Below are 15,026 nucleotides of genomic sequence, written 5' to 3' on the forward strand. Positions count from 1 at the left end.
CGAAGGTGGCAGCACCGAAGAAAGGCCGCAGGAGCCAGGGCGCACACGCGAAACCATGGCGCTCGCTGACGCTGATCCTGCTGGCCCTGGTGGGGATGACCGGGGGAATGTTCTTCTCCGGGCACGACACCCCCCGGCTCGGCATCGATCTCGCCGGCGGCACGAGCATCACCCTTGAGGCCAAGAACCAGCCGGGGAAGCCGAACGCGATCAACCAGACCAACATGAACACCGCCGTGGGCATCATCGAGCGGCGGGTCAACGGTCTGGGGGTCCAGGAGGCCGAGGTCCAGACCCAGGGCGACAGGCACATCATCGCCAACATCCCCCGCGGTACGAACGAGAAGCAGGCCCGGGAGCAGGTCGGCACGACCGCCAAGCTGGCCTTCCGCCCGGTGCTGACATACGCGCCGTCCACCCAGCAGCCTCAGCAGCCGCCGTCCCAGTCCCCGTCCAAGCCGCCGTCGGGCGAGAAGCAGAACGGCCAGGACGGTCAGGGCGGGCAGAGCAGCGGACAGGGCGACCAGGACCAGGGCCGCGCGGTGACCGACGGCCTCAAGGCGAAGGCCGCGCCCGCGGACGACAAGCCCAGCCCCAAGCCGACGGCGCCGCCCACCGCCCCGCCGCAGCAACAGCAGCCTCCGGGCGTCCCGCCGGAGTTCGCGAAGAAGTTCCAGAAGCTCGACTGCAACGGCAAGCAGGACAGGGCCAAGGTGAGTGAGCAGGCGTCCGCCGCGAAGTCGGGTGAGCCGGTTCTCGCGTGCGACGCCAAGGAGAAGATCAAGTACGTTCTGGGGCCGGTCGGGGTCGAGGGCAAGAACGTCACCGACGCCAAGGCCCAGTTCGACCAGACGCGCGGCCAGTGGATCGTCACGATGTCCTTCGACGGCAAGGGCTCCAAGGACTTCGGCGACACCACAGGGAAGCTCTCCAAGAAGCAGCAGCCGCAGAACCAGTTCGCGATCGCCCTGGACGGCGAGGTCGTCTCCGCGCCCTCCGTGAGCCAGCGGCTCTCGTCCAACGCCGAGATCTCCGGCAGCTTCAATCAGCAGTCCGCCGAGGAGCTGGGCAACATCCTTTCCTACGGCGCTCTGCCGCTCACCTTCGAGGAGTCGGACGTCACGACGGTGACCCCGGCGCTCGGCAGCGACCAGCTCGCGGCCGGGCTCATCGCCGGTGCCATCGGGCTCGCCCTCGTGGTGGTGTATCTGATCGCGTACTACCGAGGGCTGTCCCTCATCGCGATCCTCAGCCTCCTCGTCTCCGCGGCCCTGACATACACGATCATGTCGCTGCTCGGCCCGGCGATCGGCTTCGCGCTGAACCTCCCGGCCGTGTGCGGCGCGATCGTCGCCATCGGCATCACGGCGGACTCGTTCATCGTCTACTTCGAACGCATCCGCGACGAGATCCGCGAGGGACGCACGCTGCGGCCCGCCGTCGAGCGCGGCTGGCCACGTGCCCGGCGCACGATCCTCGTCTCCGACTTCGTGTCGTTCCTCGCCGCCGCCGTGCTCTTCATCGTCACGGTCGGCAAGGTGCAGGGGTTCGCGTTCACTCTCGGGCTGACCACGCTGCTGGACGTCGTCGTCGTCTTCTTCTTTACCAAGCCGCTGATGACGGTGCTGGCCCGCACCAAGTTCTTCTCCAGCGGGAACCCCTGGTCCGGTCTCGACCCGACCAGACTCGGAGCCAAACCGCCACTGCGCCGCGGCCGACGCGCGTCCGCCGTCAGCACCGACCTGAAGGAGGCATGAGATGTCGCGACTCGGCAACATCGGTGCCCGGCTCTACCGCGGTGACGTCGGCTACGACTTCATCGGCAAGCGCAAGCTCTGGTACGGCGTCTCCATCCTGATCACGATCACGGCGATCGTGGGCCTCGCGGTGCGCGGACTCAACATGGGCATCGAGTTCGAGGGCGGCGCGGTGCTCACCACGCCCAAGACCACCGCCTCCGTCCAGCAGACGAAGGAGACCGTGGAGGAGGAGTCCGGCCACCCGGCGATCGTCCAGCAGCTGGGCAACGGCGGCATGCGCATCCAGATCGCGGGTCTGGACACGGCCAAGTCGACGGAGGTCAAGGAGTCCCTCTCGGGCCAGCTCAAGGTCGATCCCAACAAGATCGACACTCAGCTCGTCGGTCCCAGCTGGGGCGAGCAGATCGCCAACAAGGCATGGCTGGGGCTGGGGATCTTCATGATCCTCGTGGTGATCTATCTCGCCATCGCCTTCGAATGGAGAATGGCGCTGGCGGCGCTCATCGCCCTGATCCACGACATCACGATCACCGTCGGCATCTATTCGCTCGTCGGCTTCGAAGTCACGCCAGGCACCGTCATCGGTCTGCTGACGATTCTCGGTTATTCGCTCTACGACACCGTCGTCGTGTTCGACAGCCTGAGAGAGAGCAGCCGGAACGTCACCAAGCAGACGAAGTACACCTACAGCGAGATCGCCAACCGGAGCATCAACTCCACCCTGGTGCGGTCCATCAACACCACGGTCGTCGCGCTGCTCCCCGTCGCGGGGCTGCTCTTCATCGGCGGTGGCCTGCTGGGCGGCGGCATGCTCAACGACATCGCCCTGTCCCTCTTCGTCGGCCTCGCAGCCGGTGCGTACTCCTCGATCTTCATCGCCACGCCGCTCGTGGCCGACTTCAAGGAGCGCGAGCCGCAGATCAAGGCGCTGGCCAGGCGCGTCAAGGCCAAGCGCCTCAAGAGCGAGGACCGCGAGGGCAGGGAGGAGCAGGGCGAGGACGGTCCCGGCGACGGTCCGGCCCCGCAGGACGGCTTCCCCGGCCCGGGCCACGGCAGTGTGCAGGCCCCGGACGACGGCACCGCGCCCGCCGGCGCCGGAGTCGTCGGACCCCGCGGCGGCCGGAACGAGCCCTCCGGTTCCCCCGCCCAGCGCCGTCAGCCGCCCTCGCGTAACCGCAACCGCAACCGTCCGTCCGGAAAGCGCAGGTGAACGAGGTGGCAGTCAGCATGAGCGAGCCCGAGCCGGCCGTCCCCGATGCCGTACGGGAGATGCTCCTCGGCCGTATCCGGGACGTGGCGGACTACCCGGTGCCGGGCGTGATGTTCAAGGACATCACGCCGCTGCTGGCCGACCCCGAGGCGTTCGCGGTGCTCACCGACACCCTCGCGGGTGTCTGCGCCCAGCGCGGCGCCACCAAGGTCGTCGGCCTGGAAGCGCGGGGTTTCATCCTGGCCGCACCGGTGGCCGTGCGGGCAGGTCTGGGCTTCATCCCCGTACGGAAGGCAGGCAAGCTGCCCGGCGCGACCCTGGCGCAGTCTTACGAGCTGGAGTACGGCACCGCCGAGATGGAGGTCCACGCCGAGGACCTCGCCCCCGACGACAGGGTGATGATCATCGACGACGTGCTGGCCACCGGCGGCACGGCCGATGCGGCACTGCAGCTCGTACGGCGAGCGGGGGCACACGTCGCCGGCATAGCCGTCCTGATGGAGCTCGCCTTCCTCGGTGGCCGCGACCGGCTGAAGCCCGCGCTGCGCGACGCCCCCTTGGACGCATTGGTCACGGTCTGACCACGAGCGGACACCACAAGGCGGTCACCCGGTACGTTCTCCCCACGAGACACGGGTGACCGCCTTTCGCTGTGGCCGCACGACCGGCTGCGCGGCAGGGGTACCGCCGGGGTCGATACCATGGCAGTCCGACCTGGGGTCCAACGAGGAGTGCTCTTGCCAGACGAGGCCCAGCCGCACACCGCAGCGCAGCGTCACGACGCCGAGCCCGGCGGGCCCGGCGCTCTCGCCGCGGCCGCGGACAGGCTTCCTCGGGACGGCACCGAGGGCCCGGCGCCCCGTGAGCACGCAGGATCCGGTCCGCCCGCCGGTTCACAGCGCAGCGACGGCGGCAGAGGCGGCGACCCCGCCAGGGAGGGGAAGGCGGACAGGGCCGGCAGCCCGTCCGGCGCCGGAGGGACAGCCGTCGACGACCGCACCTCTACCGGCCCGTCGTCGGAGGCCCCCGACGGAGAGGCACACAGCGAACGAGTGGCCCCGGCCCGAGCTGTTTCCGGCGTCTCGGGCCGCTCCGGTTCCTCCAACCGCGTACGGGCGCGTCTGGCCCGCCTCGGTGTGCAGCGCTCCAGCCCCTTCAATCCCGTCCTGGAGCCGCTGCTGCGGATAGTGCGCGGCAACGACCCGAAGATCGAGTCCGCGACTCTCCGCCAGATCGAGCACGCCTACCAGGTCGCCGAGCGCTGGCACCGGGGCCAGAAGCGCAAGAGCGGCGACCCGTACATCACGCACCCGCTCGCGGTCACCACCATTCTCGCGGAGCTGGGCATGGACCCGGCGACGCTGATGGCGGGGCTGCTGCACGACACAGTCGAGGACACCGAGTACGGCCTGGACACCCTCCGCCGTGACTTCGGCGAGCAGGTCGCCCTCCTCGTCGACGGCGTCACCAAGCTGGACAAGGTCAAGTTCGGCGAAGCCGCACAGGCCGAGACCGTACGCAAGATGGTCGTCGCCATGGCCAAGGACCCCCGGGTGCTGGTCATCAAGCTCGCCGACCGGCTGCACAACATGCGCACCATGCGCTATCTGAAGCGGGCGAAGCAGGAGCAGAAGGCCCGGGAGACCCTGGAGATCTTCGCTCCGCTCGCGCACCGGCTGGGCATGAACACCATCAAGTGGGAGCTGGAGGACCTCGCCTTCGCGATCCTCTACCCCAAGATGTACGACGAGATCGTGCGGCTGGTGGCCGAGCGGGCGCCGAAGCGGGACGAGTATCTGGCCGTCGTCACCGACGAGGTACAGGCCGACCTGCGGGCCGCCCGCATCAAGGCCACCGTCACCGGCCGCCCCAAGCACTACTACAGCGTCTACCAGAAGATGATCGTCCGCGGCCGGGACTTCGCGGAGATCTACGACCTGGTCGGGATCCGCGTCCTGGTGGACACCGTCCGCGACTGCTACGCAGCCCTGGGCACCGTGCACGCCCGGTGGAATCCGGTCCCCGGCCGGTTCAAGGACTACATCGCGATGCCCAAGTTCAACATGTACCAGTCGCTCCACACGACGGTCATCGGGCCCGGGGGCAAGCCCGTCGAACTGCAGATCCGCACCTTCGACATGCACCGCCGCGCCGAGTACGGCATCGCGGCCCACTGGAAGTACAAGCAGCAGGCCGTCGCCGGAGCCTCGAAGGTGCGTACGGACGTCCCCAAGGGCACCGGCAAGGGCGACGAGCACGTCAACGACATGTCCTGGCTGCGGCAGCTGCTGGACTGGCAGAAGGAGACGGAGGACCCGGGCGAGTTCCTGGAGTCGCTGCGCTTCGACCTCTCCCGCAACGAGGTCTTCGTCTTCACACCGAAGGGCGACGTCATCGCGCTGCCCGCGGAGGCCACCCCTGTCGACTTCGCCTACGCCGTCCACACCGAGGTCGGGCACCGCACCATCGGGGCGCGCGTCAACGGCCGTCTGGTGCCGCTGGAATCCACCCTGGACAACGGCGACACCGTCGAAGTCTTCACCTCCAAGTCCGCCGGTGCGGGGCCCTCCCGCGACTGGCTGGGTTTTGTGAAGTCGCCCCGGGCCCGCAACAAGATCCGCGCCTGGTTCACCAAGGAGCGCCGCGACGAGGCCATAGAGCATGGCAAGGACGCCATCGCCCGTGCCATGCGCAAGCAGAACCTGCCGATCCAGCGCATCCTCACCGGCGACTCACTCGTCACGCTCGCTCACGAGATGCGCTACGCCGACATCTCCGCCCTCTACGCGGCCATCGGCGAGGGCCACATGTCCGCGCAGAGCGTCGTGCAGAAGCTCGTGCAGTCCCTCGGCGGTGAGGACGCCGCTAACGAGGACCTGGCCGAGACTGCCCCGCCCATGCCGGCCGCCACGCGCCGCGCCAAGCGGCGAGCGAACTCCGACCCGGGCGTCGTGGTCAAGGGCGTGGACGATGTGTGGGTCAAGCTGGCCCGGTGCTGTACGCCCGTGCCCGGCGACCCGATCATCGGCTTCGTGACCCGCGGCAACGGCGTCTCGGTACACCGCACCGACTGCGTCAACGTCGACTCCCTGACCAAGGAGCCCGAGCGGATCATCGACGTGGAGTGGGCGCCCAGCCAGTCCTCGGTCTTCCTCGTCGCCATCCAGGTCGAGGCGCTGGACCGCTCCCGGCTGCTCTCGGACGTCACACGCATCCTCTCCGACCAGCACGTCAACATCCTCTCGGCGGCCGTGCAGACCTCGCGGGACCGGGTCGCCACCTCACGCTTCACCTTCGAGATGGGGGACCCCAAGCATCTGGGGCACGTACTGAAGGCGGTGCGCGGCGTGGAGGGCGTCTACGACGTCTACCGGGTGACCTCGGCACGCAGGCCGTCCTGAGGCGGAGAGCGGCCACCGGCCGGAACGGGAGCTGCGGCACCCAGGTCCGATCGCCGGCCTGGTCAGCAGGGGCAAGGGCTAGGGGGCGGATCACCAGCCTGATCAGGACGAGACCGCCGACGGGCCCGTAGCCAACCGGCCCGGCAGTCCCGGCCCGCTCCTCAGCCGCCGAACTCCTCCAGGCCCTTCATCGCCTGGTCCAGCAGCTCCTGGCGGCCGGCCAGCTCCTTCTCCAGCTTCTCCGCCTTGGCCGTGTTCCCCGACGCGCGGGCCTTCTCGGCCTGGTCGCGCAGCTTGTCGACGGCATCCTGCAGCTGGCCCGTCAGCCCCGCCGCGCGTGCCCGCGCCTCCGGGTTCGTACGGCGCCACTCGGACTCCTCGGCCTCCTGGATCGCCCGCTCGACGGCGTGCATACGGCCCTCGATCCTGGCCCGGGCGTCACGGGGCACATGACCCACGGCGTCCCAGCGCTCGTTGACGGCACGGAAGGCTCCGCGGGCCGTCTTGAGGTCACTGACCGGAAGCAGCTTCTCGGCCTCGGCGACCAGCTCCTCCTTGCGGGCCAGGTTCTCCCGCTGCTCGACGTCGCGCTCCGCGAACACCTCGCTGCGGGCCTGGAAGAAGACGTCCTGGGCGCCGCGGAAGCGCTGCCACAGGTCCTCCTCGTGCTCCCGCTGCGCACGTCCGGCGGCCTTCCACTCCTGCATCAGATCGCGGTACTTCGCGGCGGTGGAGCCCCATTCGCGGGAGTCGGAGAGAGCCTGGGCCTCGGCCACCAGCTTCTCCTTGCGCTGACGGGCCTCCTCGCGCTGCGCGTCGAGCTGCGCGAAGTGTGCCTTGCGCCGCTTGGAGAATGCGGAGCGCGCATGGGAGAAGCGGCGCCACAGCTCGTCGTCCGTCTTGCGGTCGAGCCGCGGCAGGCGCTTCCAGCTCTCGACCAGGGCGCGCAGCCGCTCGCCGGCGGCCCGCCACTGCTCGCTCTGCGCGAGCTCCTCCGCCTCTGCGACCAGCTCCTCCTTGGACTGGCGGGCCCGCTCGTTCTGCTGTGCCTTCTCCGCCTTGCGCTCCTCGCGGCGCTTGTCCACCGCGACGGTCAGGGCGTCGAGCCGCTTGCCGAGTGCGTCGAGATCGCCGACGGCGTGATGCGCGTCGACCTGTTCCCGCAGATGCTCGATCGCGGTGGTGGCGTCCCTGGCGGACAGATCCGTGGTCTTCACGCGCTTCTCCAGGAGGCTGATCTCCACGACCAGACCCTCGTACTTGCGCGTGAAGTAGGCGAGCGCTTCCTCCGGAGAGCCTGCCTGCCACGATCCGACGACCTTCTCGCCGTCGGCTGTACGCACGTAAACGGTCCCCGCCTCATCGACGCGGCCCCACGACGGGTCGCTGCTCACAGCGCCTCCTCCACAAGATGCCCAGGCTGGGTGCGGGCCCCCCGGCATCGTCCACAGATCTCGTCATTGCCAACATAGGCGAACGGCGCCCGCGCTGTCCGCATGCGGGCGGAGCGAAATTGTGCACGCGAAGGGCAGTGTCCGTATACGGCTCCGCCGGTTCAGGACTTGCGAACCGTGGCCTTGTCGATCACCACGGTCGCATTCGGCGGGGTGTTCCGGGTCTGCGGATCCGGCGTCGAACCGGCCTCGGCGATCTTCTTCAGCACGCCCATTCCCTTTGTGATCTTTCCGAACGGAGTGAAGTCCGGCGGGAGCTTGCTGTCCTCGAAGACGAGGAAGAACTGGCTGCCTCCCGTGTCCCGGCCCTTCTTGGTCCGCTCGTCGTACCTGTTCGCCATTGCGACCGTGCCCGCCGGGTACGTGCCGTCCTGCACTCGCGGGTCCTTCAGGTTCTCGTCCGGCAGCGTGTAGCCCGGGCCGCCCTTTCCGGTGGCCAGGGGGTCGCCGCACTGCAGGACGTGGATGCTCGCGTCGACCAGCCGGTGGCACTCGGTGTGGTCGAAGAAGCTCTCACCGGCGAGGAAGCGGAAGGAGTTGACCGTGCGCGGCGTCTTCGAGGCGTCCATGTCGACGCCGATCTCGCCGCACGTCGTCTCCAGCGTCATCGCGTACGTCGCGGACTCGTCGACATCGAGGGCGGGTTCCTTCTTCCACGTCTTGCCGTTCGGCTTGCCCCCGGCGGGCTTGTCACAGGGGTCCGCGGGCTTCTTCGTCGCGGAGTCCTTCGAGGAGTCCTTCTTCTTCGCCTCGTCGCGGCCGAGGCCGCCGGACACCGCGTAGGCCGCGCCCGCCCCGAGCACCAGTGCCGCGGCGAGGGCGATCCCGATGTTCCGCAGGCGTGCCCGTCGCCGGCGTGCCGCGCGCCTCTCCTGCTGTCTCAGGTACTTCTCGCGTGCGAGCTGCTTTCTGCGCTGTTCGCTGCTGACCACGGGGGGCTTCTCCTTCGGGCCGTGCCTGCGTGGGGATGCGTGCGTACGTACCAGAGTCCGCCCGTACCGTATACGGGTTCGCGGCGTCCGGGCCGCCGCCGGTAGGCTGTGATCAGCCTGATCGGCGGGGCGGGTTGCGCGGATCGCCGCAGGCATCCGGCGGTTCCCGGGCAGGACGTCCCGGCCGCCGTGACCGATTTCCGGACGAATGAAGGACGATCGTGCTCGTTGCCGGGTTCCCCGCCGGGGCCTGGGGGACCAACTGCTATCTGGTCGCCCCCGCCGCCGGCGAGGAGTGCGTGATCATCGACCCTGGCCACCAGGCCACCGAAGGCGTCCAGGAGGCCGTCGAAAAGCACCGGCTGAAGCCGGTCGCCGTCGTGCTGACCCACGGACACATCGACCATGTCGCCTCGGTCGTGCCGGTGTGCGGCGCGCACGACGTGCCCGCCTGGATCCACCCCGAGGACCGCTACATGATGAGCGACCCGGAGAAGGCGCTGGGCCGCAGCATCGGCCAGCCGCTCATGGGCGAGCTGACCGTGGGGGAGCCGGACGACATCGAGGAGCTGACCGACGGCGCCACGCTGCGGCTGGCCGGGCTGGAGCTGACCGTCACACACGCGCCGGGCCATACGAAGGGGTCGGTGACGTTCCGGATGCCCGAACAGGCAGATGTGCCACCGGTGTTCTTCTCGGGCGACCTGCTCTTCGCCGGCTCCGTCGGACGTACCGACCTCCCCGGGGGCGACCACGAGGAGATCCTGCAGTCGCTGGCACGAGTGTGCCTGCCGCTCCAGGACGAGACCGTGGTGCTCTCGGGCCACGGCCCCCAGACGACCATCGGCCAGGAGCGCGCCACCAACCCCTTCATGCGGCAGGTGGCCGCCGGGCCGGGCGGCGGCGGTACGAGCGCCGCCCCGCGACGAGGAATGTGACCCGACTTCCGTGACCACCTTCAAGGCCCCCAAGGGCACCTACGACCTCATCCCGCCCCGGTCCGCGGACTACCTCGCGGTGCGTGAGGCGCTCTCCGCGCCGCTGCGCCGCGCCGGCTACGGATACACCGAGACACCCGGTTTCGAGCAGGTCGAGCTGTTCGCCCGAGGTGTCGGCGAGTCCACCGACATCGTCACCAAGGAGATGTACACCCTCACCACCAAGGGCGGCGACGAACTGGCCCTGCGCCCCGAAGGCACCGCCTCCGTGCTGCGCGCGGCCCTGGAGGCCAGCCTGCACAAGAGCGGCAACCTCCCGGTCAAGCTGTGGTATTCGGGCTCGTACTACCGCTACGAGCGCCCGCAGAAGGGCCGCTACCGGCACTTCTCCCAGGTCGGTGCCGAGGCGATCGGCGCCGAAGACCCTTCCCTGGACGCCGAGTTGGTGATCCTCGCGCACGATGCGTACCGCTCACTCGGGTTGCGCGACTTCCGCATCCTGCTCAACTCCCTCGGGGACAAGGAGTGCCGCCCCGTGTACCGCGCGGCGCTTCAGGAGTTCCTGCGCCGGCTCGACCTGGACGAGGACACTCGCAGCCGTGTCGAGATCAACCCCCTGCGGGTGCTGGACGACAAGAGGGAGAGTGTGCAGCGGCAGCTCACGGACGTGCCGATGATGCGGGACCACCTGTGCGAGGCCTGCAAGTCGTACCACGAGCAGGTGCGTGAACTCCTGACGTCGGCGGGCGTCTCTTACGAGGACGACCCGCGCCTGGTGCGCGGTCTCGACTACTACACGCGCACCACCTTCGAGTTCGTGCACGACGGACTCGGCTCGCAGTCCGCCGTCGGCGGCGGCGGCCGCTACGACGGCCTGTCGGAGATGATCGGCGGCCCGCCCCTGCCGTCGGTGGGCTGGGCGCTGGGCGTCGACCGTACGGTGCTGGCCCTGCGCGCGGAGGGAGTCGAGCTCGAACTGCCCGCCGCCACCGACGTGTTCGCGGTCCCGATCGGTGAGGAGGCGCGCCGTGCGCTCTTCCGGGTGGTGACCGAGCTGCGCCGGGACGGCGTGGCCGCCGACTTCGCCTACGGCGGCAAGGGCATGAAGAACGCCATGAAGTCCGCCGACCGTTCCGGTGCGCGCTTCGCGCTGCTGGCCGGGGAGCGGGATCTGGCTCAGGGAGTGGCCCAGCTGAAGGATCTGCACAGCGGTGAGCAGACCGCCGTACCACTCGACGGTGTGGTCGCCGAGGTGGCCGGGAAACTCCGCTGAGGGTGCGGGCCTTGGTGCACAATTGAGCTGCACACGGGGCAGAGGACCGACGACGGGATCAAGGGCTTATGACCATGACGGCACCCCTCGACGACGCGCGCACCGGCACGGACGAGCCCTCGGAGGGCGTCGTCGGCACCGGACGTGCCTTCGCCTGGATGCTGCTGATCACGGCGGCCGCGGGTCTGCTGGCGTCCTGGGTGATCACCCTGGACAAGATCAAGCTGGCGGAGAACCCGGACTTCACGCCCGCGTGCAGCCTCAACCCGGTCATCTCCTGCGGCAACATCATGAAGAGCGAGCAGGCCGAGGCCTTCGGGGTGCCGAACCCGATGATCGGCATCGCGGCGTACGCGGTGGTCATCTGCGTGGGGATGAGCCTGCTCGCGCGGGCGCGCTTCCCGCGCTGGTACTGGCTCACGTTCAACGCGGGCACGCTCTTCGGCGTCGGGTTCTGCACCTGGCTCATGTACCAGTCGCTGTACGACATCGGCGCCCTGTGCCTGTGGTGCTGCCTCGCGTGGGCGGCCACGATCATCATGTTCTGGTATGTGACGGCGCACAACGTACGTCACGGCCACCTGCCCGCGCCCGCGCCGGTGCGGGGCTTCCTGGACGAGTTCCCATGGGTGCTGCCCGTGCTGCACATCGGCGTCATCGGGCTGCTGATCCTGGTGCGCTGGTGGGAGTTCTGGACGGGCTGAGGACCAGGGGCGGCCCCGCCGCCGTTGTCAGAGCGTTGATTTAGGGTTCCTGGCGTGGAACCCGACCTGTTCACCGCGGCCGCAGAGGAACGTCAGGCGCGGGATCCGTCCGCCAGCCCCCTGGCCGTACGGATGCGCCCGCAGACCCTGGACGATGTCGTGGGCCAGCAGCATCTGCTGCGCCCCGGCTCTCCGCTGCGCCGGCTCGTGGGTGAGAGCGGCGGCGGCCCCGCCGGGCCTTCCTCGGTGATGCTGTGGGGCCCGCCGGGCACCGGCAAGACGACCCTCGCGTATGTCGTCAGCCAGGCCACCGACAAGCGTTTCGTGGAGCTGTCGGCCATCACCGCGGGCGTGAAGGAGGTGCGCGCCGTCATCGAGAGCGCGCGCCGCTCCTCGGGTGCGTACAGCAAGGACACCGTCCTCTTCCTCGACGAGATCCACCGCTTCAGCAAGGCCCAGCAGGACTCCCTGCTGCCCGCGGTGGAGAACCGCTGGGTCACGCTGATCGCGGCGACGACAGAGAATCCGTACTTCTCGGTGATCTCGCCGCTGCTGTCGCGGTCGTTGCTGCTGACGCTGGAGGCGCTCACCGAGGAGGATGTGCGCTCCCTGGTCCGCCGCGCCGTCGCGGAGGAGCGCGGCCTTGGCGGTTCGGTCACGCTTCCCGCGGAGGCTGAGGCCCATCTGCTGCGTATCGCGGGCGGGGACGCCAGGCGCGCGCTGACCGCGCTGGAGGCCGGTGCGGGCGCGGCGCTCGCCAAGGACGAGTCCAAGGTCACCCTGGCGACGCTGGAGGAGGCTGTCGACCGGGCGGCGGTCGCCTATGACCGCGACGGCGACCAGCACTACGACGTCGCGAGTGCGCTGATCAAGTCCATCCGGGGTTCGGACGTCGACGCGGCGCTGCACTATCTGGCACGCATGGTCGATGCGGGGGAGGACCCCCGCTTCATCGCGCGCCGCCTGATGATCTCGGCCAGCGAGGACATCGGCCTCGCCGATCCGACCGCGCTGCAGACGGCGGTGGCGGCGGCGCAGGCGGTCGCCATGATCGGCTTCCCGGAGGCCCGTATCACGCTCGGCCACGCGGTCGTGGCCCTGGCGCTGGCGCCCAAGTCGAACGCCGCCTACATGGCCATGGACGCGGCCCTCGCCGATGTACGCGAAGGGCTGGCCGGCCCCGTCCCGCCGCACCTGCGCGACAGCCACTACCAGGGCTCCGCGAAACTCGGGCACGGCAAGGGCTACCAGTATCCGCACGACCTCCCCGGCGCCATCGCCGCACAGCAGTACGCGCCGGACGCGATCCACGGCAAGCGCTACTACGAACCGACGCGGTATGGCGCCGAGGCCCGCTATGCCGAGGTGGCCGAACGCGTCCGCGAACGGCTGCGCGGCACGGGCCCCGCACCCCAGGAGTCACCTGAGTCCCCCAAGCCCGCGGCGGAATGACCACGCTCCGGAGCTGATCCGTCCGTTGCCGTCCCCCGTTCCGCTACTGCGCCGCGGCTTCGAAGAGCAGACGCATCGCCTGCCGCAGCTGAGCCACATCGTCGACCGGGTCCGGGAATTCGAACCGGGCGTCGAAGCACGCGCCGGGCTGATGCCCCTCGAGTCCGCAGAAGCGCACCCGCATCCCGTACCGGTCGACGGAGAGAGGCACCGCCTGTGCCCCCGCCGCGGCGCACGCCGGTCCGGTCTCGCCCAGCAGCCCGCACAGGGTGCGCATCTGATCGTCGTGCGAGGAGGCCAGATGCTGCAGCAGTTCGGCCTCGTGGGGCGCCAGCGGATCGGGTTCCGCCGCTGCGAAGTCGTCGGGCTCGACGGCTTCCGCGCCCCACAGATCGTCGACGTACGCCTCGCCGACCTCCAGCCGCAGCAGCAGCCACGCCACATCGGCCGCCGGCGGCCCGGCCGGGTGCCGTGCCGCGATCAGCCGCGCGAGAGCGGCGCGTTCTCCGGCGGCGACGGGCGTGAGCCAGCCCGCGACCCAGGCCCGGCCCCGTACCCGGTGCGGCACCGCCACCGGCGCCACGTCGGTGATTTCCATCACCGCAGTGACCTCGTCGCCGCTTGCGCGCCCGGCGAGCTGCGCGGCAGGTGACGAGGCGGGGACCAGGAGGACCACGTCACCGTCCTCCGTGACGGCCCGCGCCTCCGGGCTGCCGTGTCCGAGCGCTGCGGGTTCCGGCGGCCGGGCCGACGGAATGTCGAGCACGGCCGATACGCTGGATTCCACGAGGGTCCGTACGCGCTCCGCGGCAGTGGGTGCCCGGGCGTCTTCCACGGGACGCGGCTGTCCCCGGCCGGAATCGGTGCCGGTGCGGGGAATCCCAGGTCGAAACATACGTTCTCCTCCGCTAAGGTAAGCCTCACCTAACTTACATGGAGGTCCGTTCAGTGAACCAGTCGCGTCCCAAGGTCAAGAAGTCGCGTGCCCTCGGCATCGCGCTGACCCCGAAGGCCGTGAAGTACTTCGAGCACCGGCCCTACCCTCCGGGCGAGCACGGCCGGGGCCGCAAGCAGAACAGCGACTACAAGGTCCGGCTGCTGGAGAAGCAGCGGCTGCGTGCCCAGTACGACATCAGCGAGCGGCAGATGGTCCGCGCCTACGAGCGCGCCCGCAAGACGGGCGGCAAGACCAGCGACCAGCTCGTCATCGAGCTGGAGCGCCGCCTCGACGCGCTCGTGCTCCGCTCAGGTCTGGCCCGCACCATCTACCAGGCCCGTCAGATGGTCGTGCACGGCCACATCGCGGTGAACGACCGGAAGGTCGACAAGCCCTCCTACAGGCTCAAGCCCGACGACGTCGTGCAGGTCCGCGAGCGCAGCCGTACCAAGCACCCCTTCCTGGTCGCGCGCGAGGGCGGATACGCTCCTGACGGCGAGATCCCGCGGTACCTGGAGGTCAACCTGGAGGCGCTCGCCTTCCGTCTGGACCGCGCGCCCAACCGCAAGGAGATTCCTGTGGTCTGCGACGAGCAGATGGTCATCGAGTACTACGCACGCTGAGGCCGCAGGCGCGAGAGAGGGCTCCACTGCCCGGGCGGCGCACCCGTCCCGCGCGGCGACCCGCCCTCGCGCCGCCTCCCGCGCGCGCCCTCCCGGTTCCAGCGCTCTCAGACCGCAACTCGACGGCACAGCCCGCCTGCCTCCGCGTGCGCCCGGCCTCCCCGCCGGGCGCCGGCACGGCGGGCTGCCGCGTACCCGGGGACCTCAACCGGTCCCGGCCGGCGGTGCGTTGGCCGAACCCCCGGTCAACCCGCCTGCCAAGCAAGTCTCTTCGGGATGCCGTCCGGCCGCGTCCCGTGCCCGCGGTGCCTGCCGCCCCAGTGCTCCGCCGGCGGAGCGCAC

At 69.9% G+C, this 15,026-nt stretch carries 12 protein-coding genes; 9 read left to right on the forward strand and 3 right to left on the reverse strand.

The window, feature by feature from the left end; translation table 11 throughout:
- Positions 1–5 precede the first annotated feature (5 nt).
- The 4 genes from secD to ACSMXX_RS29160 all read left to right on the forward strand — a co-directional run bounded on the left by secD (position 6) and on the right by ACSMXX_RS29160 (position 6,371).
- Positions 6–1,757: a protein translocase subunit SecD gene (gene secD, locus ACSMXX_RS29145; protein ID WP_473181643.1), complete on the forward strand. Its 1,752-nt coding sequence runs from the start codon at positions 6–8 to the stop codon at positions 1,755–1,757.
- Position 1,758: 1 nt separating this feature from the next.
- Positions 1,759–2,970 (forward strand): protein translocase subunit SecF, encoded by a 1,212-nt coding sequence (gene secF, locus ACSMXX_RS29150; protein WP_473181644.1) that lies wholly within the window; start codon positions 1,759–1,761, stop codon positions 2,968–2,970.
- Positions 2,971–2,987: 17 nt separating this feature from the next.
- Positions 2,988–3,551 (forward strand): adenine phosphoribosyltransferase, encoded by a 564-nt coding sequence (locus tag ACSMXX_RS29155; protein ID WP_473181645.1) that lies wholly within the window; start codon positions 2,988–2,990, stop codon positions 3,549–3,551.
- Between the two features lie 150 nt (positions 3,552–3,701).
- Positions 3,702–6,371: a RelA/SpoT family protein gene (locus ACSMXX_RS29160; protein ID WP_473181646.1), complete on the forward strand. Its 2,670-nt coding sequence runs from the start codon at positions 3,702–3,704 to the stop codon at positions 6,369–6,371.
- A gap of 161 nt (positions 6,372–6,532) precedes the next feature.
- On the opposite strand, the gene ACSMXX_RS29165 is transcribed toward ACSMXX_RS29160, so the two are convergent.
- Together ACSMXX_RS29165 and ACSMXX_RS29170 are read right to left on the reverse strand one after the other, a co-directional pair.
- Positions 6,533–7,765: a DUF349 domain-containing protein gene (locus ACSMXX_RS29165; protein ID WP_473181647.1), complete on the reverse strand. Its 1,233-nt coding sequence runs from the start codon at positions 7,763–7,765 to the stop codon at positions 6,533–6,535.
- A gap of 161 nt (positions 7,766–7,926) precedes the next feature.
- Positions 7,927–8,757: a peptidylprolyl isomerase gene (locus tag ACSMXX_RS29170; RefSeq protein WP_473181648.1), complete on the reverse strand. Its 831-nt coding sequence runs from the start codon at positions 8,755–8,757 to the stop codon at positions 7,927–7,929.
- Between the two features lie 221 nt (positions 8,758–8,978).
- Here ACSMXX_RS29170 and ACSMXX_RS29175 point away from each other — a divergent pair, with 221 nt between their 5' ends.
- From ACSMXX_RS29175 to ACSMXX_RS29190, 4 genes are all read left to right on the forward strand, one after another.
- A complete protein-coding gene (locus ACSMXX_RS29175; protein WP_473181649.1) occupies positions 8,979–9,695 on the forward strand; it encodes an MBL fold metallo-hydrolase in 717 nt (238 codons plus the stop codon).
- A gap of 10 nt (positions 9,696–9,705) precedes the next feature.
- Positions 9,706–10,968: a histidine--tRNA ligase gene (gene hisS, locus ACSMXX_RS29180; protein WP_473181650.1), complete on the forward strand. Its 1,263-nt coding sequence runs from the start codon at positions 9,706–9,708 to the stop codon at positions 10,966–10,968.
- 68 nt (positions 10,969–11,036) lie between these two features.
- Positions 11,037–11,672, forward strand: coding sequence for a vitamin K epoxide reductase family protein (locus ACSMXX_RS29185; protein WP_473181651.1), 636 nt, complete (start codon positions 11,037–11,039; stop codon positions 11,670–11,672).
- Positions 11,673–11,726: 54 nt separating this feature from the next.
- A complete protein-coding gene (locus ACSMXX_RS29190) occupies positions 11,727–13,124 on the forward strand; it encodes a replication-associated recombination protein A (protein ID WP_473181652.1) in 1,398 nt (465 codons plus the stop codon).
- Positions 13,125–13,167: 43 nt separating this feature from the next.
- Here the strand turns inward: ACSMXX_RS29190 and ACSMXX_RS29195 are convergent, their stop codons facing one another.
- The gene (locus ACSMXX_RS29195) at positions 13,168–14,019 is read right to left on the reverse strand and encodes a DUF2470 domain-containing protein (protein ID WP_473181653.1); all 852 of its coding nucleotides are present in this window, start codon (positions 14,017–14,019) and stop codon (positions 13,168–13,170) included.
- A 38-nt stretch (positions 14,020–14,057) separates the two neighbouring features.
- Between ACSMXX_RS29195 and rpsD the strand changes: the two genes are divergently transcribed.
- The gene (gene rpsD / locus ACSMXX_RS29200; protein WP_473181654.1) at positions 14,058–14,684 is read left to right on the forward strand and encodes a 30S ribosomal protein S4; all 627 of its coding nucleotides are present in this window, start codon (positions 14,058–14,060) and stop codon (positions 14,682–14,684) included.
- The last annotated feature ends 342 nt before the right edge of the window (positions 14,685–15,026 follow it).

This window comes from Streptomyces sp. DSM 116795 (assembly GCF_055792905.1).